The sequence below is a fragment of the Arthrobacter sp. AZCC_0090 genome (assembly GCF_014207375.1).
Lineage (GTDB): Bacteria > Actinomycetota > Actinomycetes > Actinomycetales > Micrococcaceae > Arthrobacter.
The window spans coordinates 108,926-134,487 of sequence record NZ_JACHEE010000002.1; the positions used below are offsets into that span (position 1 = coordinate 108,926).

A 25,562-nucleotide genomic window follows, 5' to 3' on the forward strand; every position below is an offset into this window, starting at 1 on the left:
CATGCTGCTAGGAAGCGTGGGCTGAGAGCACTCCGATAATGGGGTTCCACTCTGACGTCCGGATGCCTGCAATCCCTTGTGCGGCGGCGAACGGGTCCTCCTTCAACGTAGCGTTCAGCTCGGACTCGTCGGCGGCTTTGAGCAGGAGCAGCGCACCCGCACCGTCCGTGTAGGGGCCACTCGCCAGCAGGGTCCCCTGCTCGGCGAGACCGGCGAGCCAGGCGCGGTGGGCGGGGCGGTTCGCGTCGCGAACCTCGGCGGACTCGGCGTCGTACACGTACTCAACAGCGAAAACAGTCATATGGATAGCCTATCCCCCCAGCACAGGGGCCAGCCCATTCCGGGACGTCCTCCGCAGCCTCATGCATCTGCCAGATCAGACAGATCAGCCAAAGATATTGACGGGCTTGACGATGTCCGCGTAGATCAGCAGCGCTCCCATGGCCATGAGCAGGCTGGCCACGACGTACGTCAGTGGCAGGAGCTTGGCGATGTCGAAAGCGCCGGGATCCGGCTTGCCGCGTAGCTTGGCGATTCGACGCCGGACCCCTTCGTAGAGAGCGCCAGCCACATGTCCGCCGTCGAGCGGCAAAAGCGGAATCAAGTTGAAGATGGCGAGGGCGAAGTTCAGTCCCGCGAGGAGCCCCACGAGCGCGCCGATGCGCGATTGCAGCGGAACCTCCTCCATGGCGGCGACTTCACCGGCCACCCGGCCGACGCCCACCACGCTGATGGGCCCGTTGGGATCACGCGGCTCGGAGCTGAAAGCTGCCTGCGCCACGCCGACTACCCTGGCGGGCAGGTTGAGGATGACTCCGGCGATTTGCTTGATGTTCTCGCCGGCCATCGGAAGAACGGTCGACGCCGGTTGGGGCACCATGGCGGTCTGGGCACCAATCCCGAGGAACCCGACTTCCTCGTACAGCGGTTTGCCGTCCGCGCCCTTGGCCTGCTGGCCGTTGTCTCCAATGACGGGGCGCGCGGAAAGCACCGGAGTTACTTCCGTGGTGACGCTCTTGCCGCCGCGGTCCACGGTGACTTGGACAGCTTTGCCTGCCGATGCCCGGATCCAACTACTCATTTCAGCCCAGCTGGTCACCGGCTTGCCATCGAAGCTTGTGACGACGTCGTTGGGCTGGAGCTTGGCGATTGCGGCCGGGGTCAGCTGGCAGTCTGGCGAATTGGGGTCGACGGTTTCACCCGCTTTCACTTGGCACTTGGAGACATTGGCAATGGTGGTGGTGGCGGTGGACACGCCGAAGCCCATGAGCAACACCGCGGTGAGCACTAGGCCGATCAGCAGGTTCATCGCGGGGCCGCCCAGCATGATGATGATCTTTTTCCAGACCGGCAGCTTGTAGAAGACCCTGTTCTCGTCACCCGGACCCACGTCTTCATGGGCCGCGGACCGAGCCTCGGTGGCGAGTGTTTGGAACATACCGGTGCTGGACGGCCGCACACTGCCGTCTTCTTTATTGGGCGGGTACATGCCGATCATGGCAACGTACCCGCCAAGCGGAATGGCCTTGAAACCATATTCGGTCTCGCCTTTCCGTCGGGACCACAGGGTGGGGCCGAACCCGATCATGTACTTCGTGACGCGCACTTTGAACAGCTTGGCGGGCACAAGATGCCCCACCTCGTGCAGCGCGATGGAGACGGCCACGCCGATTGCGACGAAGACGACGCCGAGAATGAACAGGATGACGGGATTCATGCCTTAAGTACTGCTTCCTAAAGGGTGCTGTTGGCTAAACGATCGTGGGTGCGCGTGCGTGCCCACCTCTCAGCATCCAGCACCGAGTCCACCGTCAGCTCCAAGGATCCTGAATGTTCGCTGAGGACGGACTCCACGGTGTCCACAATGTCGGTGAACCGGATCCTGCCGGCGTGGAAGGCCTCCACCGCTTCCTCGTTCGCCGCGTTGAAGACGGCAGGAAAGGTACTTCCCTGCCTCGCTGCGTCCTTGGCCAGCTCCACCGCAGGGAAGGCTACGGAGTCAAGGGGCTCGAACGTCCAGCTGGTGGCCTGGGTCCAGTCGCAGGCCTTGGCGGCGCGGGGCACGCGATCCGGCCACCCCAGTCCGAGGGCAATGGGGAGCCGCATGTCCGGCGGGGAGGCTTGGGCGATGATGGAGCCGTCCACGAACTCCACCATGGAATGCACCACGGATTGCGGGTGCACCACGACGTCGATCCTGTCCAGAGGGACGTCGAAGAGCAAGTGCGCTTCGATGACCTCCAGGCCTTTGTTGACTAGGCTGGCTGAGTTGGTGGTGACCATCAGTCCCATATCCCAGGTGGGGTGGGCAAGCGCCTCCGCAGGGGTGACGTCGCGGAGTTGCTCGCGGCTGCGGCCCCGGAACGGACCGCCGGAAGCGGTCAGGATGAGTTTTTCGACCTCGTTCTCGGCCCCTGCTCGGAGACATTGGGCGATGGCCGAGTGCTCGGAATCCACTGGCACGATCTGGTCAATGGCTGCCGCGGCCTTCACCAACGCACCGCCCACGATCAGGGATTCTTTGTTTGCCAAGGCCAAGGTTGCGCCGGACTTGAGCGCGGCCAGCGTGGGCGCCAGGCCGATGGATCCCGTAATGCCGTTAAGCACGACATCCGCTTCTATCGCGGCAATCTTGGTGGAGGCGTCCGGCCCCGTGATGATCGCCGGATCATAGTTCCTGAGTCCGGCGGCGGAAGCTGCAGCGCCGATGAGTCCCTGGAGTTCGTGTGCGTCGCCGTAGGCGATGCCGACTGCCTTGGCCTTGGTGTGGACGGCCTGCTGCGCGATGAGTTCCAGGTTGCCGCCACCAGCGCTCAGTGCCACGACCTCGAACAGGTGGGGAGCGGCGTCGACGACGTCAATCGCCTGTGTGCCGATGGAACCAGTGGACCCGAGGAGAATGATCTTGCGCGGCTGCATTGCTTAAGTATCCCGCACCCCAGGCGTAGCGTTGGTGTGTGGACTGGGTCTCGTGGTTCGAGGCGCCGAACTATGAATTCGCCCGGCAGGTGCTCCAGCGTGGCACGGCCGCGCTCTACTTCATCGCGTTCCTGTCCAGCCTCAACCAGTTCCCCGCGCTCCTGGGTGAACACGGGCTTCTCCCTGTCCCGAGGTACGTGTACGGTCACAGGATCTTGCGCAGGCCTAGCCTTTTCCGGTGGAAATATTCGGACTCCTTGCTCCGCGCCGTGTGCGCCGCGGGGCTTGCCGTTTCCTTGGCGCTCGTCGGCGGGCTGCCGCAGCTGGGACCGCCGTGGCTTCCCCTGTCCGCGTTCCTGGCTTTGTGGCTGCTCTACATGTCGATCGTCAACGTCGGCCAGACCTTCTACGGCTTCGGCTGGGAGATGCTGCTGTTGGAAATGGGTTTCACTGTTGGCTTCCTTGGTTCGAACCAGACTCCTCCACCTAAGACCATCCTCGTCCTGCTCGTGTGGCTGTTGTTCAGGCTCGAGTTCGGCGCAGGCATGATCAAGATCCATGGCGGAAGCGAATGGCGTGATTTAACCGCCCTGTACTACCACCACGAGACGCAGCCCATGCCCGGGCCCCTGAGCCGCCAGGCGCATCTCCTGCCTAAGCCGCTTCACCGCATGGAAGTACTCGGCAACCACTTCGCCCAGCTGGTGGTGCCGTTCTTCCTGTTCGCCCCGCAGCCACTGGCCACCATTGCCGCCGGAATTGTCGTTTTCACGCAACTCTGGCTTGTGGGGAGCGGTAACTTCGCGTGGCTTAACTGGTCCGCGATCGTGCTTGCCTTCGCCGCGGTGAGTGACCCGGTGGCCCATGCTGTGCTGCCCTTCATACCGCAACAGCGGTACCCGGCCACGGCGGTTCCGCAGACCCCGGCGTGGTGGCTCGCCGTCGTACTCGCGGTGACGGTGCTCCTCGTGGTGCTCAGCTATTGGCCCATCCGCAACCTGCTCTCGCGGGAGCAGCTCATGAACGCGAGCTTCAACCGATGGCAGTTGGTCAACACCTACGGGGCGTTCGGTACGGTGACGCGGCACCGGGTGGAAATCGTGGTGGAAGGCACGCAAGCGGACGTTCCGGTCGATGAAGCCGACTGGCGCGAATATGGCTTCAAAGGCAAGCCGGGCGACGTCCGCCGCCTCCCCCGCCAGTGGGCGCCGTACCACCTGCGCCTCGACTGGTTGATGTGGTTCCTTCCCTTGCGCACGGTGCACGAGGAATGGTTCTACGCGTTCTTGGGCAAGTTGCTCGACGCCGACCAGCCCACCTTGCGCTTGTTGCGCCAGGACCCGTTCGACGGCGCACGGCCGAGTTGGGTGCGTGCGCGCAGTTTCCTCTACCGTTTCGCCACGAGGTCCGAGTTCCGTGAGACGGGCCAGCGCTGGATCCGGATGGAGCTCTACGAGGTTATTGCCCCTTTGGGCCATCCGCCTTCCCGGAGGCGCGGACACTAGATCCGGCCGGACTGAACCTTCAGGAGAGCCGGGCCCTGCGCAGCGTGGATTCGGCGTGTTTCAGGATGGGCCCGTCCACCATTTTGCCCTTGTGCTGGAACACACCGGTTCCAGCCGCAGCGGCGGCATCAAGCAGTTCCCGGGCCCCTGCGACGGCCTCCGGCGAGGGTGCATAGGCTTCGCGGACAACTGCGACCTGGCTCGGGTGGATGCAGGCCTTGGCACCGAATCCGCTGGCCACGGCGTCGGCGGACTCCACGGCCAGCCCGGGAAGATCGGGAATGTCGACGTAGACCGAGTCGATGGCTTCCTTGCCGGCAGCTTTGGCAGCCAGCAGCACCGTAGAGCGCGAGTGCGTTGCGACGGCCCTGTAGCCGCCGTCGTCCTTGCGGCTGGAGGTGCCGCCCATGGAGGCGATCAGGTCCTCGGCACCCCACATGAGCGCGACGACGTTGGGGGTCTGGGCGATCTCGGCCGCGTTGATGATCCCTTTGGCCGTCTCGCACAAGGCGATGACGTGATAGCCCTCGAGTGCTTTCAACTGTTCGGCGGTCTCGGCCTTGGCCAACATCACCGTGCGGTACGGCGTGTGCGCGAGGCAGTGCAAGTCCTTCTCGAAGTCCGGGGTACCCACCGGATTGACCCGCACAATCGTGCGGCTGGGGTCGAGCTCGGCGGTCTCGCCACCCGAGCCAAGCTGGGCGAGGATGGCGCCCCGGGCCCGTTTCTTGTCTGCGGGCGCGACGGCGTCCTCGAGGTCTACGATGACGGCGTCGGAACGCTCGGCGGCCTTTTGGAACCGTTCCGGGCGGTCGGCGGGGCAGAAAAGCAAAGCGGGGCCCATGGTGAAGGTCATGTATTGATTGTCCCCTGTTGCGCCTCCAGATGCGCGGTCCGGGTCCACATGAGGCAAGCCCTCGTGGCCAGGGCCACAACCGCGCCGTCCTGGTTCCTACCCGTGTGCAGCATGGTCACCACGCCCTGCCCGGGACGCGACGACGACTCCCGTTTCCCGGTGACGACGGTCTCCGTGTAGAGGGTGTCGCCGTGGTAGAGCGGGTGCGGGAAAGAGACGTCCGTGAGGCCTAGCTGGGCGATGATGGTGCCCTGGGTCAGCTGAGTTACGGACTGTCCCACCATGGTGGACAAGGTGAACATCGAGTTCATGAGCCTTTGCCCGAAGGGTTGCGTGGCGCTCCAGGCCGCGTCCAGGTGCAATGCCTGGGTGTTCATGGTCAGTGTGGTGAACAGGACGTTGTCCGTTTCCGTGACGGTCCGGCCCGGCCGGTGCGCGTAGACGACGTCTTCCTCGAGTTCATCGAAGTAGAGCCCGCGCTGCTGGATAATTCGGGGTTCAGTGACGCGCTGTTCGGGATCTGTGGTCATACGGTCAGTTCCTGGTCCTCTTCGAAAAGTTCGACGCCGGTCGCCGCCGCAACGTCCTCTGCGGAGACATTCGGTGCCAACTCACGCAGGACCAGCCTCGATTCCCCGCCGTCGGAGACGACGTCGATCACGGCGAGGTCCGTGATGATTCTGTCCACGCAGCCTTTCCCCGTGACGGGCAACGAGCATTCCTTGACGATCTTCGGCTTGCCCTTGCGGTCCACGTGCTCCATCATCACGATGACCCGTTTGGCGCCGAAGACCAGATCCATGGCGCCGCCCATGCCCTTGACCATCTTTCCCGGGATCATCCAATTGGCAAGGTCCCCGTTGGCCGCGACCTCCATGGCGCCCAGCACCGCGACATCCACATGGCCGCCGCGGATCATGCCGAACGATGTTGCCGAGTCGAAGAACGCGGCGCCCGCGTTGACGGTGACCGTTTCCTTGCCGGCGTTGATCAGATCGGGGTCAACAGCGTCCTCGGCCGGATAGGGGCCAACGCCCAGGATGCCGTTTTCGGAATGCAGGATCACTTCGACGCCGGCCGGGATGTAGTTGGGAATCAGGGTGGGCATGCCGATCCCCAGGTTGACGTATTGCCCGTTGCTGAGCTCACGGGCCACGCGGGCGGCCAGCTCGTTCCGCGTCCAGCCTTTGCCCTCGTGATGGTCTGCGTCGGCGCGGCGGTACTCGTGCCTGACCGCCTCGGGACGCGGCGGCACATCCTGGGTGATGTTCGATTCCATGGCTACGCTCCTGCCTGCTCGGTAGTGCCCGCAGCTTCGGTGGGACGGGTAGCGGAAGCCGGGGTCAACGCGACGGTCCGCTTTTCGATGCGCTTCTCTGTGTCCGGTGCAAGCACGACGCGCTGGACGAAGATGCCCGGGGTGTGGATGTTTTGCGGATCGAGCTCGCCTGGCTCTACGAGCTCTTCCACCTCGGCGATGGTGATCCTGGCCGCCATGGCACACAACGGGTTGAAATTCATGGCCGTCGCGTGGAAAACGAGGTTCCCATGACGGTCGCCCTTCCAAGCATGGACCAGTCCAAAATCGGGTGTCAGGGATTCCTCCAGGACATAGTCCGCGCCGTTGAAGGTGCGCACTTCCTTCGGTGAGGATGCGATCGCAACGTTGCCGTCGGCGTCGTACTTTTGCGGAAGCCCGCCCTCCGAGACCTGAGTCCCGACGCCGGCCGCGGTGAAGAACGCGGGGATGCCGGCGCCGCCGGCGCGCAGTTTCTCGGCCAGGGTGCCTTGCGGGGTGAGAACGACCTCAAGCTCGCCGGCCAGGTACTGCCGCGCGAACTCCTTGTTCTCGCCAACATAGGAACTGATGGTCCGGCGGATGCGTCCGTCCCTGAGCAGGATGCCTAGGCCCCAGTCGTCCACTCCGCAGTTGTTGCTGACAGTTTCAAGGTCCTTGGTGCCTTGATCGTGGAGCGCGTCGATCAGCGCCACGGGGATTCCGCACAAGCCGAACCCTCCGACGGCGAGCGAGGCACCATCGTGGATGTCCTTCACCGCTTCCGCGGCGCTGGCAACAACTTTGTCAATCATCGTTTACCTTCCCTGACGGTTAAAGGCCCAGCTCGCGGGCGATGAGCATCAACTGGACCTCAGTGGTGCCTTCTCCGACTTCCAGGATCTTGGAGTCGCGGTAGTGGCGTGCCACCGTGAATTCGTTGATGAAGCCATAGCCACCGAACACCTGGGTGGCATCCCGTGCGTTGTCCATGGCTGCCTCGCCTGCGACCATCTTAGCGATGGCGGCTTCGGTCTTGAACGGCTTGCCGGCCAGCATCCTCGCGGCAGCATCGTAGTAGGCCAGGCGCGCTGTGTGGGCCCGTGCCTGCATGCGGGCGATCTTGAACTGGATGGCCTGGTACTTGCCGATGTTCTGTCCGAAGGCCACGCGTTCCTTGGCGTATTTCACGGACAAGTCGACGCAACCCTGGGCTGCGCCGGTGGCGAGCGCGGCGATGGCGATGCGGCCTTCGTCCAGGATGGACAGGAAGTTGGCGTAGCCCCGTCCCCGGACACCGAGCAGGTTCTCTTCGGGTACCCGGACGTTGTTCAGTGTGAGCGGGTGGGTGTCGGAGGCGTTCCAGCCCACCTTGTTGTACGCCTTTTCCGCAGTGAAACCTGGCGTGTCGGTGGGAACCAGGATGGTGGAGATTTCCTTCTTGATGCTCCCGTCTTTGCGTTCGTGCTGTCCGGTGACGGCGGTGACAGTGACGAGCCGGGTGATGTCGGTCCCGGAGTTGGTGATGAATTCCTTGTTGCCGTTGATGACCCAGCGGCCGTCCTCGAGGTGCGCGTTCGTTTTGGTGCCGCCGGCGTCCGAGCCGGCTTCCGGCTCGGTCAGGCCGAAACCTGCGAGCGCTTCGGCTGAGGTCAGCTGGGGCAGCCAATGTTCCTTTTGCGACTGGGTGCCGAAGCGGTACACCGGCATGGCGCCCAGCGAGACGCCCGCTTCGAGGGTGATCGCGACGGACTGGTCCACCCTGCCCAATTGTTCCAGCGCGAGGGCGAGCGCGAAGTAGTCCCCGCCCATGCCGCCGAACTCTTCAGGGAAGGGAAGGCCGAAAAGGCCCATCTCGCCCATCTGCTTGACTACCTCGTAGGGGAAGCTGTGTTCCTCGTCGTGCTTGGTGGACACAGGGGCAACTACCTCGTCGGCGAATTCCCGGACGGAGTCGCTGAGGTCCTGGTACTCCTCGGTGAGTTCAAAACTTGCCATGGCTAGACTTCCTCGTCTTTCTGGTCTTCTGTCGTTTCGCCCGTTGAGGCTTCAAGAGTGGATTCTTGGGTTGGTTCTGCCGCCACGTGGATAGTGGCGAGGACTTGGTCGGCCTTGACGAGGTCCCCGGTCTTGCTGCTGAGGTGCACGGTGCCGGACACCGAGGCCAGCAATTGGTGCTCCATCTTCATTGCCTCCACGGCAAGGAGAACATCACCCGCTTCCACGTGGTCGCCGTTGTGCACCGAAACGGACACGACGGTTCCCGGCATGGGAGACCGGACTTCGGGATCCGCTGCGCCTTCTTCGCGCTGAATGCCGGCGAGGATCCGTTGGAGCCGGGCCTCGCGGTCCAGGATCTCCAGCCGGCAGGACCAGCCTTCGCTGCCGAGCCAAAGTTCGTGTGTCCCACGCCCCGGAGATGGCGAGCCGTGCGCGAAATGGTGCTCAACGCCGTCGAGCACCAGCCCCGCATGCCCTGCGGATCCGGGCCGCATTTCGGCAGCGTGCACGACGCCGTTATCGACACGCGCCGTGAAGCCAGTCCCGTTCACGGTCAGCCCCACGGTGGCCAGGCCGCCGTCGGGACGTCCGATGGTGGTCTTCCACGGCGCGGGCGCGCCAACGCGCCAGCCATCGGCGGTGTTCCAGGGGACTGCCGCCCCTACCGGAGCCAGTTCTGAGCGGTTCAGCATCGCTGCGGCGATCAACTCGACGTCGGTCACTTGACGAAACGTCAGCCCGGGCAACTTGCGCTCGATCAGGCCGGTGTCGAGGCGGCCCGCGCGGACGTCGTCGTCGTTGATCAGGAGCCGCAGGTACTCAACGTTCGTGTGCACACCCAGCAGCGTATAGTTCCCCAGAGCGTGGTCAAGGGTGTCCAGCGCCGCTTTGCGGTCAGAGCCCCAGGCAATGACCTTTGCGAGCATGGGATCGTAGTCGCCGGTGACGGACAGCCCCGGAAGCATGGCAGAGTCGACGCGGACATGCGGATCGTTGCTTGCCCGTTCCCGGAGCGTCAGAATCTCGCCGATGGATGGCATGAAACCGCGTTCGGGCACCTCTGCGTAGACGCGCGCCTCTACCGCGTGGCCGTCAAGCACGACGTCGGACTGCGCCACTGTGAGAACTTCACGTGCGGCGATGCGCACTTGCCATTCGACGAGGTCGACACCGGTGACCATTTCCGTGACAGGGTGCTCCACCTGGAGACGAGTGTTCATCTCCATGAAGAAGAAGTGTTCCGGGTCCTGGTCCGAGACGAGGAACTCGACCGTGCCCGCACCGCTGTACTTGACCGAGCGCGCAGCGTTACACGCTGCTTCGCCGATCCGCGCCCGGACCTCGGCACCGTTCGCGAGGGACTCCAGCAAGGGGGACGGAGCTTCCTCGATCACTTTCTGGTGGCGGCGCTGAAGGGAACACTCGCGCTCGCCGAGATGAATCACGTTGCCGTGGTCGTCGGCGAGGACCTGGACCTCGATGTGCCGGGGCGATTGGATGAGCCGTTCCAGGAACAAGGTGTCATCGCCGAAGGCGCTCGCCGCGACGCGCCGGGCTGTCAGCAGCGTGGCTGCCATATCCTCGAGCCGTTCCACGATGTGCATGCCTTTGCCGCCGCCCCCGGCCGAAGGCTTGATGAGCAGCGGGAATCCGACGCCGGGCGCCGCTTCGATCAGTGCCTTGTCGCTCAGGCCGGGTTCGGCGATGCCCGGTACGCACGGGACGCCGTAGGACATGACGTGGTTCTTGGAACGGATCTTGTCGCCCATGATCTCGATGGCGTCAATGCCGGGGCCGATGAACGCGATGCCAGCCGCGTCCAAGGCCTTGGCGAACTCCACATTTTCGGCCAGGAAGCCGTAGCCGGGATGGACGGCCTGAGCGCCGCTTTGCAGGCAAGCGTCGATGATCGCGTCTATCCGCAGGTAACTGTCCGCCGCAGCGGCTGTGCCGATCCGGACGGCAGCGTCTGCTTCGCGCACGTGCCGGGCCCCGGCGTCGGCGTCTGAATAGACCGCCACCGAGCGGATGCCCATGGCTTTGAGGGTGCGGATGACGCGGCAGGCGATCTCGCCCCGGTTGGCGACAAGGACGGTGTCGAAAGGTGTGATCGTCATGGGGTCACATCCTGAAGAGGCCGAAGGAGGTCTCCGGCAACGGTTGGCGGGAGACGGTGTCCAGGGCCATGCCCAGGACGCGCCGGGTGTCGGCGGGGTCGATGATGCCGTCGTCCCAGAGCCGGGCGGTGGAGTAGTAGGGGCTGCCTTGGTCCTCGTACTGCTGCTTGATGGGGGCCTTGAAAGCTTCCTCGTCTTCAGCCGACCATTCCTCGCCGCGTGCCTCGTACTGGTCCCGTTTGACGGTGGCCAGCACGCTGGAGGCCTGGTTCCCGCCCATGACCGAAATCCTGCTTGCCGGCCACATCCACAGGAACCGCGGCGAGTAGGCCCGCCCGCACATCGAGTAGTTGCCCGCACCGAAGGAACCGCCGATCACCACTGTCAGCTTGGGCACACGGGCAGTGGCGACTGCGGTGACCATCTTGGCGCCGTTCTTGGCGATGCCGCCGTGCTCGTAGTCCTTGCCGACCATGAAGCCGGAGAGGTTCTGCAGGAAGACCAGCGGAATGCCGCGCTGGTCGCACAGCTCGATGAAGTGCGCGCCCTTGAGCGCAGACTCGCTGAACAGCACCCCGTTGTTCGCCACGATGCCCACGGGGTGGCCATGCAGCTTCGCGAACCCCGTCACCAGGGTGGCGCCGTAGTTCTTCTTGAACTCATGAAACCTGGAGCCGTCAACGAGCCGGGCAATGACCTCACGAACGTCATATTGCGCGTTGACATCCGTGGGAACGGCACCATAGATCTCGCCCGGGTCCACCACGGGCTCGACGGCGGTGTCCACGTCCCATGCGGGGGCGGCCGGCTTGGGGAGGGTGGAGACGATGTCGCGGACGATTTGCAGCGCATGTTCATCGTTCTCGGCAAGGTGGTCCGTCACACCCGAAATCCTTGAGTGGACGTCCCCGCCGCCGAGCTCCTCGGCCGTGACGATCTCACCGATGGCTGCCTTCACCAGCGGCGGCCCGCCGAGGAAGATGGTGCCTTGGTTGCGGACGATCACGGTTTCATCGCTCATGGCCGGGACGTAAGCACCACCCGCGGTGCAGGATCCCATCACCGAGGCAATCTGCGGGATCTTGGCCGCGGACATACGCGCCTGGTTGAAGAAGATCCGGCCGAAATGCTCCTTGTCCGGGAACACTTCGTCCTGCTTGGGCAGGAACGCTCCCCCGGAATCCACCAGGTAGACGCAGGGCAGTTTGTTCTCCAGGGCTATTTCCTGGGCCCGGAGGTGCTTCTTCACCGTCATCGGGTAGTACGTCCCGCCCTTGACCGTGGCGTCGTTGGACACCACCATCACCTGGCGGCCGTGCACCAGGCCGATCCCCGCAATGACCCCGGCACCGGGCGAATCATCGTTGTACATCCCGTTGGCCGCCAGCGGGGCGATCTCCAGGAACGGGCTGCCTTCGTCCAGCAAGTAGTTGATGCGCTCCCGTGGCAACAGCTTCCCCCGGGAGATGTGCCGCTCACGCGACTTCTCCGGTCCACCGAGGGCAGCCACGGCAAGGCGCTTCTTCAGCTCGTGCACCAGGGACAGCTGCGCTTCCGCATTAGCCGCGAACTGATCGCTGCTGGCATCCAGCTGGCTGACGAGTGTCTCCATCGACTGCGTCCCATCCCGGCCAATGGCCATCTCAGTTAGTACCGCATAACTGGAATTTAGGTTAGTCTCTATTAACTGTGTTGTCCATCACCTCGGAACTGGGCTCACCCCGGGATCGGCGCTGAATTGGACGCTTGCAAAAGGAGGAATTGTGGTCACCTTCCAGCGGAGCTCCGAGCAGGACGGCCAGGCACTGACCCAGAGAAGCCAGGCCAAGGAAACGCGGCGCAAGGCTCTCCTGGCCGCCGCAGCCGGGCTGTTCGCCGCCGACGGTTTCAACCGCGTGTCCCTCGAGGACTTGGGAGCCGCAGCAGGCGTCAGCGGACCTGCCGTGTACCGGCATTTCCCCGGAAAACAGGCCGTCCTTGCCGAACTGCTGCTAAGCGTGAGCCGCAACCTGCTCGACGGCGGCCGCACCGTGGCGTCCGAAGCCCCCGATGCCGAAGCCGCGTTGCGTGGACTGGTGGAATTCCATGTGGACTTCGCCCTCAGCAATCCCGATGTCATCCGCGTCCAGGACCGCGACTTCAGCAACCTCAACGACGCCGACCAAGCCGAAGTGCGCGCCCTCCAGCGCAACTACGTGGAACTGTGGGTGGGCGTCCTCGGCGAACTGCATCCGGACACCGATCCTACGGAGCTACGGGTCCGGGCCCACGCAGCCTTCGGCCTGATCAACTCGACCCCCCACTCGGTCCGGCACCACGGCCGACGCATGGCGGCCAAAAGCGCCCGGCCCATCCTCGAACGCATGGCACTCGCCGCTCTGACCGCCCCCTAACAGCGGCTAACCCCAACCCAACCGACCCAACTGACTCGCAGTAGATGTCGCTATAACGCGTTTTAGCGACATCTACTGCGAGTCAGTTGGGCTAGACGGGGTTAGGACGGAGGCGGGTTAGACCATCGTGATGACGGTCGCCGGGTCAGACAGGATCGCGCCTAGGTCGGCCAGGAATCTCGAGCCTTGTTCACCGTCCACCAGCCGGTGGTCGAAGGACAAGCTCAGAGACATCACTTGGCGCACCGCGAGTTCGTCGTTGTGCACCCAAGGAGCCTTGCGCACCGACCCCAGCGCGACTATTGCAGCCTCGCCCGGGTTCAAGATGGGGGTTCCTGCGTCGATCCCGAAGACTCCGATGTTCGTGATCGAGATAGTTCCACCCGACAAGTCTGACGGGGAGGTCTTGCCGGAACGCGCCGTGTCCGTGAGCTCCGACAAGGCCGTGGACAGTTCCAGCAGCGTCATCTTGTCCGCGTCTTTGATGTTGGGAACTGTTAGCCCCCGCGGCGTGGCTGCCGCGATGCCCAGGTTCACGTAGTTGAACTGCACGATCTCCTGTGCACCTTCGTCCCAACGGGAGTTCAGCGTCGGGTTTCTACGCAGGGCAATCAGCACCGCCTTGGCCGCGATGGTCAAGGGCGTGAGCTTGTACCCGGCAAACTCGCGACTGGCTTTGAGCCGCGCCAGCAGCTCCATGGTAGGCGTGACGTCAATGGTCAAGAACTCCGTCACGTGCGGCGCCGTAAAAGCACTTTGCACCATGGCAGCGGCCGTGAACTTGCGGACGCCCTTGATAGGGGTGCGGGTCTCGCGTTCAGCGGAAACCCCGACGGCGGGCCCTGAGGCCGGGGCGACCTCAGGAGCGGAGACCTGAACCTGTGACCCAGCCGCGAAGTCCTGGACATCCGAACGAGTGATGAGCCCCGCCGGCCCGGTTCCCTTGATCAGTTCAAGGTCAATTCCCAGGTCCCTCGCCAACTTGCGGACCGGAGGGGTGGATCGCGGACGCTCTTGTTCCGCCGTCGGCTCGTTTGGAGCCGCGGTCGGCGCGGTCGGTGCGGGGACAGGAGCCGGCTGTCCGGCTGCCGGGGCGGGCCCGCCTTCGGCGATGCCCCCGCCAATAGCTCGCGGGCGACGGGCAGGCCGTCCCGACTTTTCGACGACGGCGCCGTAGCCCACAAGGTTCGGCTCGCGTTTCGCCGGGGCGCCAACCGGGCTCCCTGTGCCGACGGGCTCACTTGACGTGCGCGCATCGGAGCCGGCGACTCCGGCAGTGGCTGCGCTGGGCGCGGTTCCGTTCGGCGGCGGGGCTGCGACATCGTCGACTTCGAAGGAAACGATCGGCTTGCCGACCTCCACAACGGAACCGGCTTGTTCATGCAAGGCAGCCACGGTTCCTGCGAAGGGCGAGGGAAGCTCAACCACGGCCTTGGCCGTTTCCACCTCGGCAATGACTTGGTTCAGGGTCACGGTGTCCCCCACCGCAACCTTCCAGCTGAGAATTTCCGACTCGGTGAGTCCTTCGCCGAGGTCCGGAAGCCTGAATTCCTTGATCATCGTGGCGCTCATCCTTCCAGGCCGCTCAGGGAGTTGCCGCGGCCGAGTGCCCGGTCCACACCGTCAAGGATCCTGTCCAGATCCGGCAAATGGTGCATCTCAAGCTTTGAGTACGGGTACGGGATGTCGAAGCCTGTGATCCGGACTGGCGCCGATTCAAGGTAATTGAAGCAACGCTCGGTGATGCTCGCGGCGATTTCCGCGCCGAGCCCACCGGACTGCGCCGCCTCATGCGTGATGACCAGCCTGCCGGTCTTGCGGACGGACGCCTCCACTGCCGGGAAGTCGATCGGAGCCAGCGAGCGCAGGTCGATAACCTCCACGGAGATTCCCTCATCGGAGGCAGCCATGGCCGCGTCACTGGCGGTCTTCACGAGCGGGCCATACGTCACCAAGGTGACATCGCTGCCGGAGGAGACCACCCTGGCCTTTTCCATGGACAGCGCAGTGGAAAGATCTGCGGTCTCATCGACGTCGCCCTTGTCGTGGTAGCGGCGCTTGGGCTCGAAATACAGCACCGGATCGTCCGAGGCGATGGCCTGCTGGATCATGGTGTAGGCATCTTGCGGGTTGGAGACGCTAATAACGCGCAGTCCCGAGGTATGGGTGAAGTAGGCCTCCGGGGATTCGGAGTGGTGTTCCGGTGAACCGATCCCGCCGCCAAACGGAACGCGGATGGTGATGGGCATCTTCACGCGGCCTTGCGTCCGGTAGTGCATCTTGGCGACCTGGCTGACAATCTGGTCGAACGCCGGGTAGATGAAGCCGTCGAATTGGATTTCGCACACGGGACGGTAGCCTCGGTAGGCCAGGCCAACAGCGGTGCCGATGATGGCAGATTCAGCCAAAGGGGTGTCGACCACCCGGTGCTTGCCGAAGTCTTTCTGGAGGCCGTCGGTCACCCGGAAGACGCCGCCGAGCGCCCCGATGTCTTCACCCATCAGGATGATTTTGGGATCGCTTTCGAGGGACTTGCGCAAGCCGGCGTTGATGGCGCGGGCGAATGTCAGCTTGCTCATCAGAGTGCACCTTCCTGGGTGGATCCGCTGAAGCTTTCCAGATAGCGGGAGTAGTGGTCCTTCTGGCGTTCAATCCAGGAGTTGGGTGTGCTGTACACATGGTTGAAAAGGTCCAACGGCGCGGGGTCGGGCATGTTGATCACGCCTGCCCTCAGGTTCCCGGCCACCTCGTCCGCTTTAGCCTTGGTCTTGGCTTCCACCTCGTCCGTCAGCAGGCCCTTGGTGCGAAGCAGCGCCTTGAGGCGTGCAATCGGGTCCTTGGCCGCCCAGTCCTCAAGCTCATTGGCGTCGCGGTAGCGGGTGGGGTCATCAGCCGTCGTGTGCGGGCCCATGCGATAGGTCACCGCCTCGATGAACGTGGGTCCGCCGCCCTTGCGCGCCCTGTCCAGCGCAATGCGGGTGACCGCCAAAACCGCCAGGACGTCGTTCCCGTCGACGCGCATGCTGGGGATGCCAAATCCCGAGGCGCGGTCGGCGATCTGGATGTGGGACTGAATCCGCACGGGCTCGGAGATGGCCCAATGGTTGTTCTGGCAAATAAAGACCACAGGCGCCTGGAAGCTCGCGGCAAAGACCATTGCCTCGTTGACATCGCCCTCGCTGGTTGCGCCATCACCGAAGAACGCAACCGCAACCGAGTCGGCGCCGTCGTCCTGGATGCCCATGGCGTAACCGGTTGCGTGCAGCGTTTGGGAACCGATCATGATCTGCTGGGTGGCAATGTTGTAGCGGTACGGGTCCCAGCCGAAGGAGGCATTGCCGCGCCAGGCACGGACCATGTCGGTTGGCTCCACACCGCGGCAATAGGCCACGCCGTTGTCCCGGTAGCTGGGGAAGACGAAGTCATCGTCCCTGAGCGCCCTGCCTGAACCGATCTGCGATGCTTCCTGGCCCAGCAGCGGCGGCCACAAGGCCAACTCCCCCTGACGCTGCAAAGCGGTGGCCTCGGCGTCGATGCGGCGGATAACGGTCATGTCCTCATACAGCGAGCACAGCTGCTCGTCCGTGACATCGCTGACCCAGAGATCGAACTCCGGGTGGCTGATGCGTTCCCCCTTGGGGGAAATAAGTTGGACCAGGTTCCCGCCGGTCCGACGAGGATTTTCTGCACTGATTCCGGGATTCGGAGCCTTGTTGGCATCCTGGCCGGCTTCGTCCGTCAACACAGTTGATCGCACCTTTCAGCTCGCGCTCGCGGGCCGGGGAAGGACTTGTGATCCAGCCGCTGGCCAGCATCCGGGCGTCGTCGCCTGGATTAATTGTGACCCTACTCACAATGCTCATTGGGTACAACCACCGTCGAAAATTCTGCGCATTCTGCCCTGTCCGGCCCACTCTCACCGTGCTAACGTTGCGCATTATGCAAGCTTTAGATGGCACCGACACTCGACTGCTTTCGGCCATGGCAAAGGACCCACGCGGGACGGTGGTGGCTTTGGCGCAGAAGCTGGGACTATCGCGGAATACGGTCCAGGCACGGATGGCCCAGCTGGAGAAGAAGCACGCATTCCTTTCCTTCGAACGGCGGATCAACCCTGCCGCCCTCGGCTATCCCCTCATGGCGTTCATCTCCGTGCATGTGCAACAGCAGAAGCTCGGACAGCTCGCCCTGGATCTCGCCGAAGTCCCGGAAATCCTCGAGGGATATGGGCTCACCGGATCGGCTGACCTGTTGCTGCGGGTTGTAGCGCTCGACGCCGAGGACCTGTTCCGGATCAACGGCAAGATCCTGGCGTGCGACGGCGTGGAAAGAACCGATACCGCGATGTCCATGGGTGAATTGATTCCTTTCCGGGTGCAGCCATTGTTGAACCGGACTACCAAGACGGTGCTACGCACCAACTGAGCCCGGCAGCGGGCGCGAACGAAGCTCTCGGATTGCCTTGCTCCCCGCCGCAATGTGCGATTTGATGCAGGTGGACGCCTTGGGGGCCGGCTGGCGGCTTCCGTCCGGTTGGCGGCGCTGGGTCTGGTCGCCGGGAAGGGAACCACCATGAGCACCCCGCACGTTCCGCCGCAGCCGAACAATGACCCCCACGCCGTCCCGCCGACGCCGGGAACCGGGGCTCCCCCGCATGGCGCACCGTCCCCCTATGCCCCGCCGGGTTACGGCACCCCCTCCCCGTACGCCCCGCCAGGGCAGTACGCCGCCCCGGGACAATATCCCGGCGCTGGACAATATCCCGGCCCTGGACCATACGGCCTGCCGTATCCGCCGCCCGCCAAAAACCGAAAGCTCCTTTGGATCATTCTCGGAGTGGTGGGCGCGGTTCTAGTGCTGATTGTCGTGGGGGTCATCGTGCTGGTGAATGTGGTGGGAAGCGCCACCAACAAGGCCACGGCTGTCTCAGACGATTTCACGCGGCTGATCGTGAGTGGCCAAAGCGCGCAGGCCTACGACCAGTACATGCACCCATCCCTCACCAAAAGCTTGCCTAAGGCGGAATTCGTTGCCGACGTAGCTGGCCTTCGACTGGATAACAGCTGCAAGCCCCATTACGACTCCGTGATGGTGAATTCAGTCAATGGCTCCAGCACGGCCAACGTCGCAGGAACCCTGCAATGCCAGGGTAAGAACTTCGAATTCAAGTACAGCTTCGTGGGCAACGACCTGAAGATGAACGCCATCCGCCTCCAGCCCCAAGGCTAGTGGGGAAAAATTCTCCACCATCCACCCATCCATGAAGCCGCGCGGTCCGAATATCTGGTTGAGAGCCCCGTCCGGGGTTTCGAACACAGGCCGGATGCAAACCCGGCCATACCGGAAGGTTTGGACCATGCGCACTTCGCCCAACCGCCTGATTGCCACCATCTTTGGCGCCGTCTACCTGCTCGTGGGTGTCGTTGGATTCTTCGTCACCTCAGGGATTGGATTCTTCGCTACCGAGGGTGCCAACCTGATCATCTTTGCGATAAATCCCTTGCACAACATCATTCACCTTGCCATCGGTGGAGCACTGCTCTACGCGGGCATGAACAGCACCGTGCTGTCCAAGACCGTCAACACCACGGTCGGCGGCGTCTATCTCCTGGTGGGCATCCTCGGCCTGTTCCTCGTGGGTTCCGCGCTGAATATCATTGCCCTTAACGGCGCGGACAACGTCCTGCACCTTGCCAGCGCGGTGGTACTTCTCGGCGTCGGCCTCTCCCAGGACAAGGTTCCGGCCAGCGCCGCCAGGGCCCACGCCTAAAGACCTCGAAACCGGGAAGGAGCCGTCCGTGTCAACCCAAGCAGCGACGTCCGTGGGAGCAACGACCGGCGCATCCATCACCCTGTTTTCGTGTTTCGCGGGAATGGGGGCCGGCCTCGTGGAGCTTTCCATCGCATCAAGCTACATTTCGAGGCGGGGACCCCTCATGTGGGCGGGCGGTATCTTCGCGGCTTGGGGCCTGGCCCTGCTCGCGGGCTCGATTGCGAGCCTGCAGCGCGGACGGCTCCGGTTCCGCAGGGCGACAACCGTCGGACTTATCGCAGCCGTGCTCGTCCACGTAGCCGTGCTAGTGGCCGGAATGGCCCAAAGATTGCTCGACGGCGGTCACCTGGCGGCACTTTTCCTTGTCCTCATGGCATTGGGATCGTCTACGTGGCTCGCGCGCAGGTACCGCGACGACGGCGGCGGAACGGCTGCGGCTCCCCCACGGACCGGTGCGCTTGTGGCAGCAGCCTTTGCCGCCGCCGTCGTGGTCGCAGCAGTGACGACGACGGGGCTGGCCGCCTCGGTGGCCGGGCAGCATGCCGTCCCGCACGGAGGGCATTCCGTGCCGAGCGGGCACAACCACTGATGCTCCCAATTCACCAGCAGGATTCCGTCCCGCACCAATGAATGCCCGGATGCTCGCTCACCTTTGGGTGAAAAATACGGATCCCTCCTGCAGATCTTCTTCTGCAGGAGGGATCCCCCATTTGGCCTTATTTGTGAGCGAGCGTTGGTTCGGCAGGAACGCCTAGTGATTCACCGCTTTCTCTGCTCCTATGCCAGTCAGGGAACGGACTTCCATCTCTGCCTGCTTCGCCGTGTCTTCGCGCCTCTTGTCCAGCACGGTACCGAGCCAGCCAAGCAGGAAGGCGAGCGGAATGGACACGATTCCGGGGTTGCTCAACGGGAAGATCGCGAAGTTGGCGCCCGGGATCATGGATGTCTTGGCACCGGAAACCACGGGCGACAACGCGATCAGGATGATGGCCGCTGCGAGGCCGCCATACATGCTCCACGTGGCTCCCTGTGTGGTGAACTTCTTCCAGAACAGGGAGTAGACGATGGTCGGCAGATTGGCCGATGCCGCCACCGCAAAGGCGAGCGCCACGAGGAAGGCGACATTCTGCCCATTGGCAAAGATGCCACCGAGGATCGCAAGGACCCCGATGACCACCACCGTCCGGCGTGCCACTTTGACCTCGGTCCCCGCATCGGCCTTGCCCTTCGAAATCACGTTCGCATAGATGTCGTGGGCGAACGACGCAGCAGCCGTGATGGTCAAGCCGGCCACCACCGCAAGGATCGTGGCGAACGCGACGGCGGAAATGAAGCCCAGCAGCAACGGTCCGCCGAGGTGGAACGCGAGGAGCGGCGCAGCGGAATTGACGCCGCCCGGAGCGGACTTGATGGTGTCCGCGCCAACGAGTGCCGCGGCCCCGTAGCCGAGGACCAACGTGAACAGGTAGAACAAACCGATCAGCCAGATGGACCAGACCACCGATTTGCGGGCTTCCTTGGCGGTAGGCACGGTGTAGAAGCGCATCAGGACGTGCGGCAGGGCGGCCGTGCCCAAGACCAATGCCAGGCCGAGGGACATGAAGTCCAGCTTGGAGGTTTCGGTCTTGCCATACTGCAGGCCGGGGTTCAGGACGTTGGGGTTCTTGGCGGAATCTGCTGCAGCACCCAACAGGTTCGACAGGTTGAAGCCGTAGATGGAAAGCACCCAGAGCGTCATGACGGCTGCCCCGCAAATGAGCAGCACGGCTTTGATGATCTGCACCCAGGTGGTGCCCTTCATCCCACCGATCAGCACGTACACGATCATCAGGGCGCCGACGACGACGATCACCAGGGCTTGTCCGCCCCAGTCGCTGATGCCCAAGAGCAAGGAAATCAGGCTTCCTGCCCCAGCCATCTGTGCCAGCAGGTAGAAGAAGCAGACAGCCAGGGTGGACAGGGCCGCGGCAATCCGCACCGGGCGCTGGCGCAGCCGGAAGGAAAGCACATCGGCCATGGTGAACTTGCCCGTGTTGCGCAGCAGCTCGGCCACCAGCAGCAACGCCACGAGCCAGGCCACCAGGAATCCGATGGAGTACAGGAAGCCGTCATAGCCATTGACGGCGATGGCTCCGGTAATTCCCAGGAACGACGCCGCAGAGAGGTAGTCGCCGGCGATCGCGGTCCCGTTCTGGGAGCCGGTGAACGAGCGTCCAGCGGCGTAGTAGTCCGCAGCCGTCTTGTTGTTCCGGCTGGCCCGGAAAACGATCACCATGGTGACCAGGACAAACAGGGCAAAAATGCCCATGTTCAAGAGTGTGGTGTCCTTGAGTGCGGCAACGTTGACCATCGGGACCATGGCGCTCATTGTGCCGCCCCTCTCACAGTGCTGCCCTTGTCGAATTCATGTCCCTCGATCTCGTTCCGGATTTCTGCGGCGACCGGGTCCAGCCTCCGGTTGGAGTAGCTGACGTACCAGGCCGTAATTCCGAAGGTGGAGACGAATTGGAGCAGGCCCAGGACGAGGCCGACGTTGATGTTGCCCCACAGTTTGGTGGACATGAAGCCCACGGCGTAGTCAGCGAGCAGGACATATGCGAAGTACCAAAGCAGGAATGCGATGGCCATTGGAAAGACAAAACTGCGGTGGCGCTTGCGTAGCTCCTGAAACTGCGCCGTTTGCTGGACTTCCTGGAAATCCACGGACGCCGCTGCGTCCGGTGTCTGGGCCTCGTTACCCATGGGTTCCTCCTGGTTGTGAATGTCTACATCGACCACACACTCCTAGCCAATGTGACTGGAATCACTATTCACCGGGCGGCTGCACAACTTCCAGATCCATAGGCACAGGCATCGCCCAGCGGACACGTTGCTGCGCCGAACGGCGCTGCTGGCGGCGACTGAATCGGCACAGCGCACGACGGCGGGAAAGCCAGGGCGGCAGCGCCGTCGCGGGCGGATTCGCTACTCTTGCTCCATGCCGGATTCCCCGCTCGTCACCGCCGCCGCGATCGCCGTCATCGTGCTCGCCGTGGCGGTCGCCGTCGGGGTGGGCCTCAAAGTCATCCGTTCCTTCCGTGAGCTGGGCACGGACGCCGAGAGGGCCACCTACCAAACCCTCCACGCGGCGTCGCGCGCTGGGCAGCACCTGCGCACGGGTCTCCAGTCCGCCGGAGCCGCCAAGGCGAGCAAGCAATTGCGCTCCTTGCTCGGCTGCGACGCCCTTGCCATCACGGACACTGAATCAGTCCTGGCCTGGGACGGCGCAGCGGAAGAACTGAAAGCCGCCTTGATGGGGCTCGCCGCGGGAGTGCTCTCCGATGGGCGTACGGTGGTCGTGTCCGCATCGCGCGAGCTGAACGCCGTGATTGCGCCGATCCGGGCCGGGAACCGCGTGGTGGGAGCCGTTGCCGCCTTCGCTCCGCAAACCGGTGCAGGGCTGGTCCGGGCTACCGGCGAACTCGCGGACTGGGTGGCCGTACAAGTGGAACTGGCCGAGCTGGATGCTTCCCGTACCTTGCTCATGGAGGCCGAAGTCCGGGCCTTGCGCGCGCAGATCAGCCCCCACTTTATCTACAACTCACTTAACGTGATCGCATCGTTCATCAACACCGATCCCGCCAGGGCCCGGGAGCTGGTGGTGGAGTTCGCCGACTTCACCCGGTACTCCTTTCGGCGCCATGGCGACTTCACCACCTTGGCCGAGGAACTTCGGAGCATCGACCGCTACCTGCTGTTGGAGAAGGCGCGCTTCGGGGATCGGGTGCAGGTGAGCCTCAGGATCGCACCGGAAGTGCTGAGCACGGTGATTCCGTTCCTGAGCCTTCAGCCCCTTGTGGAAAACGCCGTGCGCCACGGGCTTGAAGCGAAGGAAGGACCGGGGCACATCACCATCTGCGCCAATGATTCCGGGGCCTTCGCCGAAGTCACCATCGAAGACGACGGAGTGGGGATCGATCCGGAACACCTGCGCACCGTGCTGGCCGGCCACGCCGATGGCGAGCATGTTGGATTACGAAACGTCGATTCCCGTCTCCGGCAGGTTTATGGCGACGAACACGGCTTGGTCATCGAGACCGCGCCGGGAGAAGGCACCTTGATCACCATGCGCGTGCCCAAGTCCCAGCCGAGCCATGATGCCTGACGCTAATCTATAACCATGATCAACGTACTCGTCGCCGACGACGAGCTCCCCGCCGTTGAAGAACTCGCTTTCCTGCTCAGGAAAGACGAGCGCATCGGTACCATCCACCGCGCAGCCTCGGGCGCCGAAGCCCTCCGCGCCCTCGAAACCGAATCCGTGGACGCTGTCTTCCTGGACATCCATATGCCAGCGCTTTCCGGCCTGGACATCGCCCGCGCCATCGCGCACAGCGGGCACCCACCCGCCGTCGTCTTCGTCACTGCCGACGAAGACTGCGCTCTCGAGGCGTTCGAACTGGCCGCCGTCGACTATCTGCTGAAGCCGGTGCGGGCGGAGCGCCTGGCCCGGTCCATCAGCCGCATCAGCGAACTCATCAAGGACGGAAGCAAGGTCCCGGAGATGATCACGGTTGACCAGGGAGGGACCACCCGGATGATCCGGCGCGACGACGTCAGCTATGTCCAGGCCCAGGGAGACTACGCCCGCTTGCACACCGCAGAGGCGAGCTACTTGATCCGTGTGCCGTTGAGCGACCTCGAACAGCAATGGGCAGAAGCCGGATTCATTCGCATCCATCGCTCCTACCTGATGTCCCTCAACCACGTGGGGCACATGAAACTGGCCGCGGCGCGCCCCAGCGTCACGGTGGCCGGGGCCGAATTGCCGATCAGCCGCAGGCATCTTCCGTCAGTGCGGGACAAACTCGAAGCCACCCGGATCCGGCCGCAAGCATGACCCGGGTCAGGGTCACGGCCCCGCGGCAAGCAGCCAGGGTAGCGCCGACGCGTCCGTACCGCTCGCGCGAAGCTGCGGAGGACTCCGACGTCGGGCAGGTCTTCGTCAGGTCCCTGATCCGTTCCCAGTTGCGCCTCGCAGTGGTGGTGGCTTCAGGTTTCCTGCTGGTGCTGGCGGCCTACGGTTTCATGGTGGCGCTGGTCCCGGACCTCGCGCGAATGCGGATCCTCGACATCCCCGTCAGTTGGATCATCCTCGGAGTAGCGCTCTACCCGGTCATCGGGCTGAGTGCGTGGCTGTACAACCGGTCAGCGGCAAGGAACGAAGCCCGCTACCGCGATCTTGTGGAGGAGAAGTGAATCCTGCCGTCGGCCTCGCGGCCTTTGTGGGCGTGGCACTCGCGACGGCGGCGATCGGCTTCTACGGCCTGCGCATTTCGCGCACCACCGGCGACTTTTACGTGGCATCGCGCACTGTCAGGCCTTGGTGGAACGCTTCGGCGATCGGCGGTGAATACCTGTCCGCAGCGAGCTTCCTGGGCGTCGCGGGGTTAATCCTGTTAACCGGAACAGACGCCCTCTGGTTCCCGGTAGGCTACACCGCCGGCTACCTCATGCTGCTCCTGTTCGTCGCCGCTCCTTTGCGCCGATCAGGCGCCTACACGATCCCGGATTTCACGGAAGCCAGGCTCGAGTCCAAAGCCGTCCGCCGCGTCACGAGCCTCGTGGTGGTGGCCGTCGGATGGCTCTACATTGTGCCGCAACTGCGCGGCGCCGGCCTCACCATCCGGATCAGCACGGGTTTGCCGTCCTGGGTTGGCTCCATCGCCGTCATCGTGGTGGTGTGCCTGACCGTGGTGGCCGGCGGCATGCGCTCCATCACTTTCGTGCAAGCCTTTCAATACTGGCTCAAATTGACCGCTTTGGCCGTCCCAGTCGTGTTCCTGTTGATGCACCAGTCCGACGTCGGCACCCCGGCCCTGGCGGAGGCCTCCAGCAATCCCACGGGCCTTCCTGCGGCAGGGCTGTACCAGACCGTTTCTCTTCTGGTGGCGCTGCTCTTCGGAACGCTCGGACTCCCCCACGTCCTGGTCCGCTTCTATACGAACCCGGACGGCCAATCGGCGCGCCGCACAACCCTCATTGTGTTGGGGCTGCTGTCAGTTTTCTATTTGTTCCCGACGGCGTCCGGCCTGTTGGGCAGGGTCTTCGCACCGGAACTTGCCCGCAACGGACAACCCGACGCCTTGGTCCTGCTGCTGCCTGGAAAGCTGCTGGGCGGCGTGGCCGGCGATCTGCTCTCGGCGTTGGTGGTGGCCGGGGCGTTTGCAGCGTTCCTCTCGACGACGTCAGGACTGGTGGTCTCGCTGGCCGGCGTCATCAGCCAGGACCTTCTGGGCGGAAGCGTGCGTGGATTCCGGGTCGCGGCACTCCTGGCCGCCGTCGTGCCCTTGGCTTTTGCGTTCACCACGGATTCGACGGCCCTCGCTGGCAGCGTGGGGCTGGTCTTCGCCTTTACGGCGTCCACCATCTGTCCCGTCCTGCTGTTAGGCATTTGGTGGCGTGGCCTGAGCGACGCCGGCGCGATTGCCGGCATGCTGACCGGGGCGATCCTCTGTGGGGGTGCGCTGGTGGCGGGCACGTTCATGGGTTCGTCTGTTGCGCCGGCATGGCTTGCGCAGCCTGCGGCTTGGACCGTGCCGGCCGCATTTGGCGTGATGGTGTTGGTCTCGCGGGCTACGAAACACCGGGTTCCCGGGACCGTGACCCGGCTGATGACACGACTTCACGTCCCGGAACGGCCCGTGGCCACGGAACGCCAGCGCCGCTGAAGGATCCCGACA

The 25,562-nt window shown here is 63.9% G+C and carries 25 protein-coding genes; 10 read left to right on the forward strand and 15 right to left on the reverse strand.

Annotated features, from left to right (window positions below; genetic code table 11):
• Positions 1-7 precede the first annotated feature (7 nt).
• From HNP00_RS03280 to dxr, 3 genes are all read right to left on the reverse strand, one after another.
• Positions 8-301: a YciI family protein gene (locus HNP00_RS03280; protein WP_184735894.1), complete on the reverse strand. Its 294-nt coding sequence runs from the start codon at positions 299-301 to the stop codon at positions 8-10.
• A gap of 84 nt (positions 302-385) precedes the next feature.
• A complete protein-coding gene (locus tag HNP00_RS03285) occupies positions 386-1,717 on the reverse strand; it encodes an RIP metalloprotease (RefSeq protein WP_184735896.1) in 1,332 nt (443 codons plus the stop codon).
• Between the two features lie 17 nt (positions 1,718-1,734).
• Positions 1,735-2,919 carry a 1-deoxy-D-xylulose-5-phosphate reductoisomerase gene (gene dxr / locus HNP00_RS03290; protein WP_184735899.1) on the reverse strand — a complete coding sequence of 395 codons (1,185 nt, stop codon included), beginning with the start codon at positions 2,917-2,919 and terminating at the stop codon, positions 1,735-1,737.
• A gap of 38 nt (positions 2,920-2,957) precedes the next feature.
• Here dxr and HNP00_RS03295 point away from each other — a divergent pair, with 38 nt between their 5' ends.
• Positions 2,958-4,424 (forward strand): lipase maturation factor family protein, encoded by a 1,467-nt coding sequence (locus tag HNP00_RS03295; RefSeq protein ID WP_184735901.1) that lies wholly within the window; start codon positions 2,958-2,960, stop codon positions 4,422-4,424.
• A gap of 19 nt (positions 4,425-4,443) precedes the next feature.
• Here the strand turns inward: HNP00_RS03295 and HNP00_RS03300 are convergent, their stop codons facing one another.
• The 7 genes from HNP00_RS03300 to HNP00_RS03330 are packed head-to-tail and all read right to left on the reverse strand — an operon-like array spanning position 4,444 to position 12,286.
• Entirely contained in the window at positions 4,444-5,280 is an 837-nt protein-coding gene (locus HNP00_RS03300) for a CoA ester lyase (protein WP_184735904.1), read from the reverse strand.
• A complete protein-coding gene (locus HNP00_RS03305; protein WP_184735907.1) occupies positions 5,277-5,810 on the reverse strand; it encodes a MaoC family dehydratase in 534 nt (177 codons plus the stop codon). Before HNP00_RS03305 ends, HNP00_RS03300 begins: the two co-directional genes overlap by 4 nt.
• Complete coding sequence (locus tag HNP00_RS03310) at positions 5,807-6,559, reverse strand: CoA transferase subunit B (protein WP_260404743.1); 753 nt, start codon at positions 6,557-6,559, stop codon at positions 5,807-5,809. Before HNP00_RS03310 ends, HNP00_RS03305 begins: the two co-directional genes overlap by 4 nt.
• Before the next feature lie 2 nt (positions 6,560-6,561).
• A complete protein-coding gene (locus HNP00_RS03315; RefSeq protein WP_184735909.1) occupies positions 6,562-7,371 on the reverse strand; it encodes a CoA transferase subunit A in 810 nt (269 codons plus the stop codon).
• 19 nt (positions 7,372-7,390) lie between these two features.
• The gene (locus HNP00_RS03320) at positions 7,391-8,554 is read right to left on the reverse strand and encodes an acyl-CoA dehydrogenase family protein (RefSeq protein WP_184735911.1); all 1,164 of its coding nucleotides are present in this window, start codon (positions 8,552-8,554) and stop codon (positions 7,391-7,393) included.
• 2 nt (positions 8,555-8,556) lie between these two features.
• The gene (locus HNP00_RS03325) at positions 8,557-10,674 is read right to left on the reverse strand and encodes a biotin carboxylase N-terminal domain-containing protein (protein ID WP_184735913.1); all 2,118 of its coding nucleotides are present in this window, start codon (positions 10,672-10,674) and stop codon (positions 8,557-8,559) included.
• A 4-nt stretch (positions 10,675-10,678) separates the two neighbouring features.
• Entirely contained in the window at positions 10,679-12,286 is a 1,608-nt protein-coding gene (locus HNP00_RS03330; protein ID WP_184735915.1) for a carboxyl transferase domain-containing protein, read from the reverse strand.
• Positions 12,287-12,437: 151 nt separating this feature from the next.
• Here HNP00_RS03330 and HNP00_RS03335 point away from each other — a divergent pair, with 151 nt between their 5' ends.
• Positions 12,438-13,067 carry a TetR family transcriptional regulator gene (locus tag HNP00_RS03335; protein ID WP_184735917.1) on the forward strand — a complete coding sequence of 210 codons (630 nt, stop codon included), beginning with the start codon at positions 12,438-12,440 and terminating at the stop codon, positions 13,065-13,067.
• A gap of 117 nt (positions 13,068-13,184) precedes the next feature.
• Here the strand turns inward: HNP00_RS03335 and HNP00_RS03340 are convergent, their stop codons facing one another.
• The 3 genes from HNP00_RS03340 to pdhA are packed head-to-tail and all read right to left on the reverse strand — an operon-like array spanning position 13,185 to position 16,812.
• On the reverse strand, positions 13,185-14,639 hold the full coding sequence (locus HNP00_RS03340; protein WP_184735919.1) for a dihydrolipoamide acetyltransferase family protein: 1,455 nt from the start codon (positions 14,637-14,639) through the stop codon (positions 13,185-13,187).
• Complete coding sequence (locus HNP00_RS03345) at positions 14,636-15,646, reverse strand: alpha-ketoacid dehydrogenase subunit beta (protein ID WP_184735921.1); 1,011 nt, start codon at positions 15,644-15,646, stop codon at positions 14,636-14,638. Before HNP00_RS03345 ends, HNP00_RS03340 begins: the two co-directional genes overlap by 4 nt.
• Positions 15,646-16,812 carry a pyruvate dehydrogenase (acetyl-transferring) E1 component subunit alpha gene (gene pdhA, locus HNP00_RS03350; protein WP_184735923.1) on the reverse strand — a complete coding sequence of 389 codons (1,167 nt, stop codon included), beginning with the start codon at positions 16,810-16,812 and terminating at the stop codon, positions 15,646-15,648. Before pdhA ends, HNP00_RS03345 begins: the two co-directional genes overlap by 1 nt.
• A 194-nt stretch (positions 16,813-17,006) precedes the next feature.
• On the opposite strand from pdhA, the gene HNP00_RS03355 reads away from it, so the two are divergent.
• From HNP00_RS03355 to HNP00_RS03370, 4 genes are all read left to right on the forward strand, one after another.
• Positions 17,007-17,492: an Lrp/AsnC family transcriptional regulator gene (locus tag HNP00_RS03355; RefSeq protein WP_184735925.1), complete on the forward strand. Its 486-nt coding sequence runs from the start codon at positions 17,007-17,009 to the stop codon at positions 17,490-17,492.
• Positions 17,493-17,639: 147 nt separating this feature from the next.
• Positions 17,640-18,296 carry a hypothetical protein gene (locus HNP00_RS22895; protein ID WP_221451127.1) on the forward strand — a complete coding sequence of 219 codons (657 nt, stop codon included), beginning with the start codon at positions 17,640-17,642 and terminating at the stop codon, positions 18,294-18,296.
• Positions 18,297-18,423: 127 nt separating this feature from the next.
• Positions 18,424-18,837, forward strand: coding sequence for a DUF4383 domain-containing protein (locus HNP00_RS03365; protein ID WP_184735927.1), 414 nt, complete (start codon positions 18,424-18,426; stop codon positions 18,835-18,837).
• Between the two features lie 28 nt (positions 18,838-18,865).
• Positions 18,866-19,429 carry a hypothetical protein gene (locus HNP00_RS03370; RefSeq protein ID WP_311770486.1) on the forward strand — a complete coding sequence of 188 codons (564 nt, stop codon included), beginning with the start codon at positions 18,866-18,868 and terminating at the stop codon, positions 19,427-19,429.
• 162 nt (positions 19,430-19,591) lie between these two features.
• On the opposite strand, the gene HNP00_RS03375 is transcribed toward HNP00_RS03370, so the two are convergent.
• Positions 19,592-21,208 carry a cation acetate symporter gene (locus HNP00_RS03375; protein WP_184735929.1) on the reverse strand — a complete coding sequence of 539 codons (1,617 nt, stop codon included), beginning with the start codon at positions 21,206-21,208 and terminating at the stop codon, positions 19,592-19,594.
• Positions 21,205-21,582, reverse strand: a complete 378-nt coding sequence (locus HNP00_RS03380) for a DUF485 domain-containing protein (RefSeq protein ID WP_184735932.1) — start codon at positions 21,580-21,582, stop codon at positions 21,205-21,207. The genes HNP00_RS03375 and HNP00_RS03380 overlap by 4 nt, the downstream gene beginning before the upstream one ends.
• 235 nt (positions 21,583-21,817) lie before the next feature.
• Here HNP00_RS03380 and HNP00_RS03385 point away from each other — a divergent pair, with 235 nt between their 5' ends.
• The 4 genes from HNP00_RS03385 to HNP00_RS03400 are packed head-to-tail and all read left to right on the forward strand — an operon-like array spanning position 21,818 to position 25,550.
• The gene (locus HNP00_RS03385; protein WP_184735934.1) at positions 21,818-22,984 is read left to right on the forward strand and encodes a sensor histidine kinase; all 1,167 of its coding nucleotides are present in this window, start codon (positions 21,818-21,820) and stop codon (positions 22,982-22,984) included.
• A gap of 15 nt (positions 22,985-22,999) precedes the next feature.
• On the forward strand, positions 23,000-23,719 hold the full coding sequence (locus HNP00_RS03390; RefSeq protein WP_184735936.1) for a LytTR family DNA-binding domain-containing protein: 720 nt from the start codon (positions 23,000-23,002) through the stop codon (positions 23,717-23,719).
• Positions 23,716-24,078 (forward strand): hypothetical protein, encoded by a 363-nt coding sequence (locus HNP00_RS03395; protein WP_184735938.1) that lies wholly within the window; start codon positions 23,716-23,718, stop codon positions 24,076-24,078. Before HNP00_RS03390 ends, HNP00_RS03395 begins: the two co-directional genes overlap by 4 nt.
• Positions 24,075-25,550, forward strand: a complete 1,476-nt coding sequence (locus HNP00_RS03400) for a cation acetate symporter (protein ID WP_184735941.1) — start codon at positions 24,075-24,077, stop codon at positions 25,548-25,550. The genes HNP00_RS03395 and HNP00_RS03400 overlap by 4 nt, the downstream gene beginning before the upstream one ends.
• The last annotated feature ends 12 nt before the right edge of the window (positions 25,551-25,562 follow it).

What these genes read in the sequence shown, in the direction of transcription:
- HNP00_RS03315 (WP_184735909.1), bottom strand. Translation starts at nt 7,371, where the DNA reads ATGATTGACAAAGTTGTTGCCAGCGCCGCGGAAGCGGTGAAGGACATC.
- HNP00_RS03375 (WP_184735929.1), bottom strand. Translation starts at nt 21,208, where the DNA reads ATGAGCGCCATGGTCCCGATGGTCAACGTTGCCGCACTCAAGGACACC.
- HNP00_RS03345 (WP_184735921.1), bottom strand. Translation starts at nt 15,646, where the DNA reads ATGAGCAAGCTGACATTCGCCCGCGCCATCAACGCCGGCTTGCGCAAG.
- HNP00_RS03395 (WP_184735938.1), top strand. Translation starts at nt 23,716, where the DNA reads ATGACCCGGGTCAGGGTCACGGCCCCGCGGCAAGCAGCCAGGGTAGCG.
- HNP00_RS03340 (WP_184735919.1), bottom strand. Translation starts at nt 14,639, where the DNA reads ATGAGCGCCACGATGATCAAGGAATTCAGGCTTCCGGACCTCGGCGAA.
- HNP00_RS03280 (WP_184735894.1), bottom strand. Translation starts at nt 301, where the DNA reads ATGACTGTTTTCGCTGTTGAGTACGTGTACGACGCCGAGTCCGCCGAG.
- HNP00_RS03305 (WP_184735907.1), bottom strand. Translation starts at nt 5,810, where the DNA reads ATGACCACAGATCCCGAACAGCGCGTCACTGAACCCCGAATTATCCAG.
- HNP00_RS03325 (WP_184735913.1), bottom strand. Translation starts at nt 10,674, where the DNA reads ATGACGATCACACCTTTCGACACCGTCCTTGTCGCCAACCGGGGCGAG.
- HNP00_RS03330 (WP_184735915.1), bottom strand. Translation starts at nt 12,286, where the DNA reads ATGGAGACACTCGTCAGCCAGCTGGATGCCAGCAGCGATCAGTTCGCG.
- HNP00_RS03365 (WP_184735927.1), top strand. Translation starts at nt 18,424, where the DNA reads ATGCGCACTTCGCCCAACCGCCTGATTGCCACCATCTTTGGCGCCGTC.
- HNP00_RS03385 (WP_184735934.1), top strand. Translation starts at nt 21,818, where the DNA reads ATGCCGGATTCCCCGCTCGTCACCGCCGCCGCGATCGCCGTCATCGTG.
- HNP00_RS03320 (WP_184735911.1), bottom strand. Translation starts at nt 8,554, where the DNA reads ATGGCAAGTTTTGAACTCACCGAGGAGTACCAGGACCTCAGCGACTCC.
- HNP00_RS03355 (WP_184735925.1), top strand. Translation starts at nt 17,007, where the DNA reads ATGCAAGCTTTAGATGGCACCGACACTCGACTGCTTTCGGCCATGGCA.
- HNP00_RS03380 (WP_184735932.1), bottom strand. Translation starts at nt 21,582, where the DNA reads ATGGGTAACGAGGCCCAGACACCGGACGCAGCGGCGTCCGTGGATTTC.
- HNP00_RS03390 (WP_184735936.1), top strand. Translation starts at nt 23,000, where the DNA reads ATGATCAACGTACTCGTCGCCGACGACGAGCTCCCCGCCGTTGAAGAA.
- HNP00_RS03310 (WP_260404743.1), bottom strand. Translation starts at nt 6,559, where the DNA reads ATGGAATCGAACATCACCCAGGATGTGCCGCCGCGTCCCGAGGCGGTC.
- dxr (WP_184735899.1), bottom strand. Translation starts at nt 2,919, where the DNA reads ATGCAGCCGCGCAAGATCATTCTCCTCGGGTCCACTGGTTCCATCGGC.
- HNP00_RS03285 (WP_184735896.1), bottom strand. Translation starts at nt 1,717, where the DNA reads ATGAATCCCGTCATCCTGTTCATTCTCGGCGTCGTCTTCGTCGCAATC.
- HNP00_RS22895 (WP_221451127.1), top strand. Translation starts at nt 17,640, where the DNA reads ATGAGCACCCCGCACGTTCCGCCGCAGCCGAACAATGACCCCCACGCC.
- HNP00_RS03300 (WP_184735904.1), bottom strand. Translation starts at nt 5,280, where the DNA reads ATGACCTTCACCATGGGCCCCGCTTTGCTTTTCTGCCCCGCCGACCGC.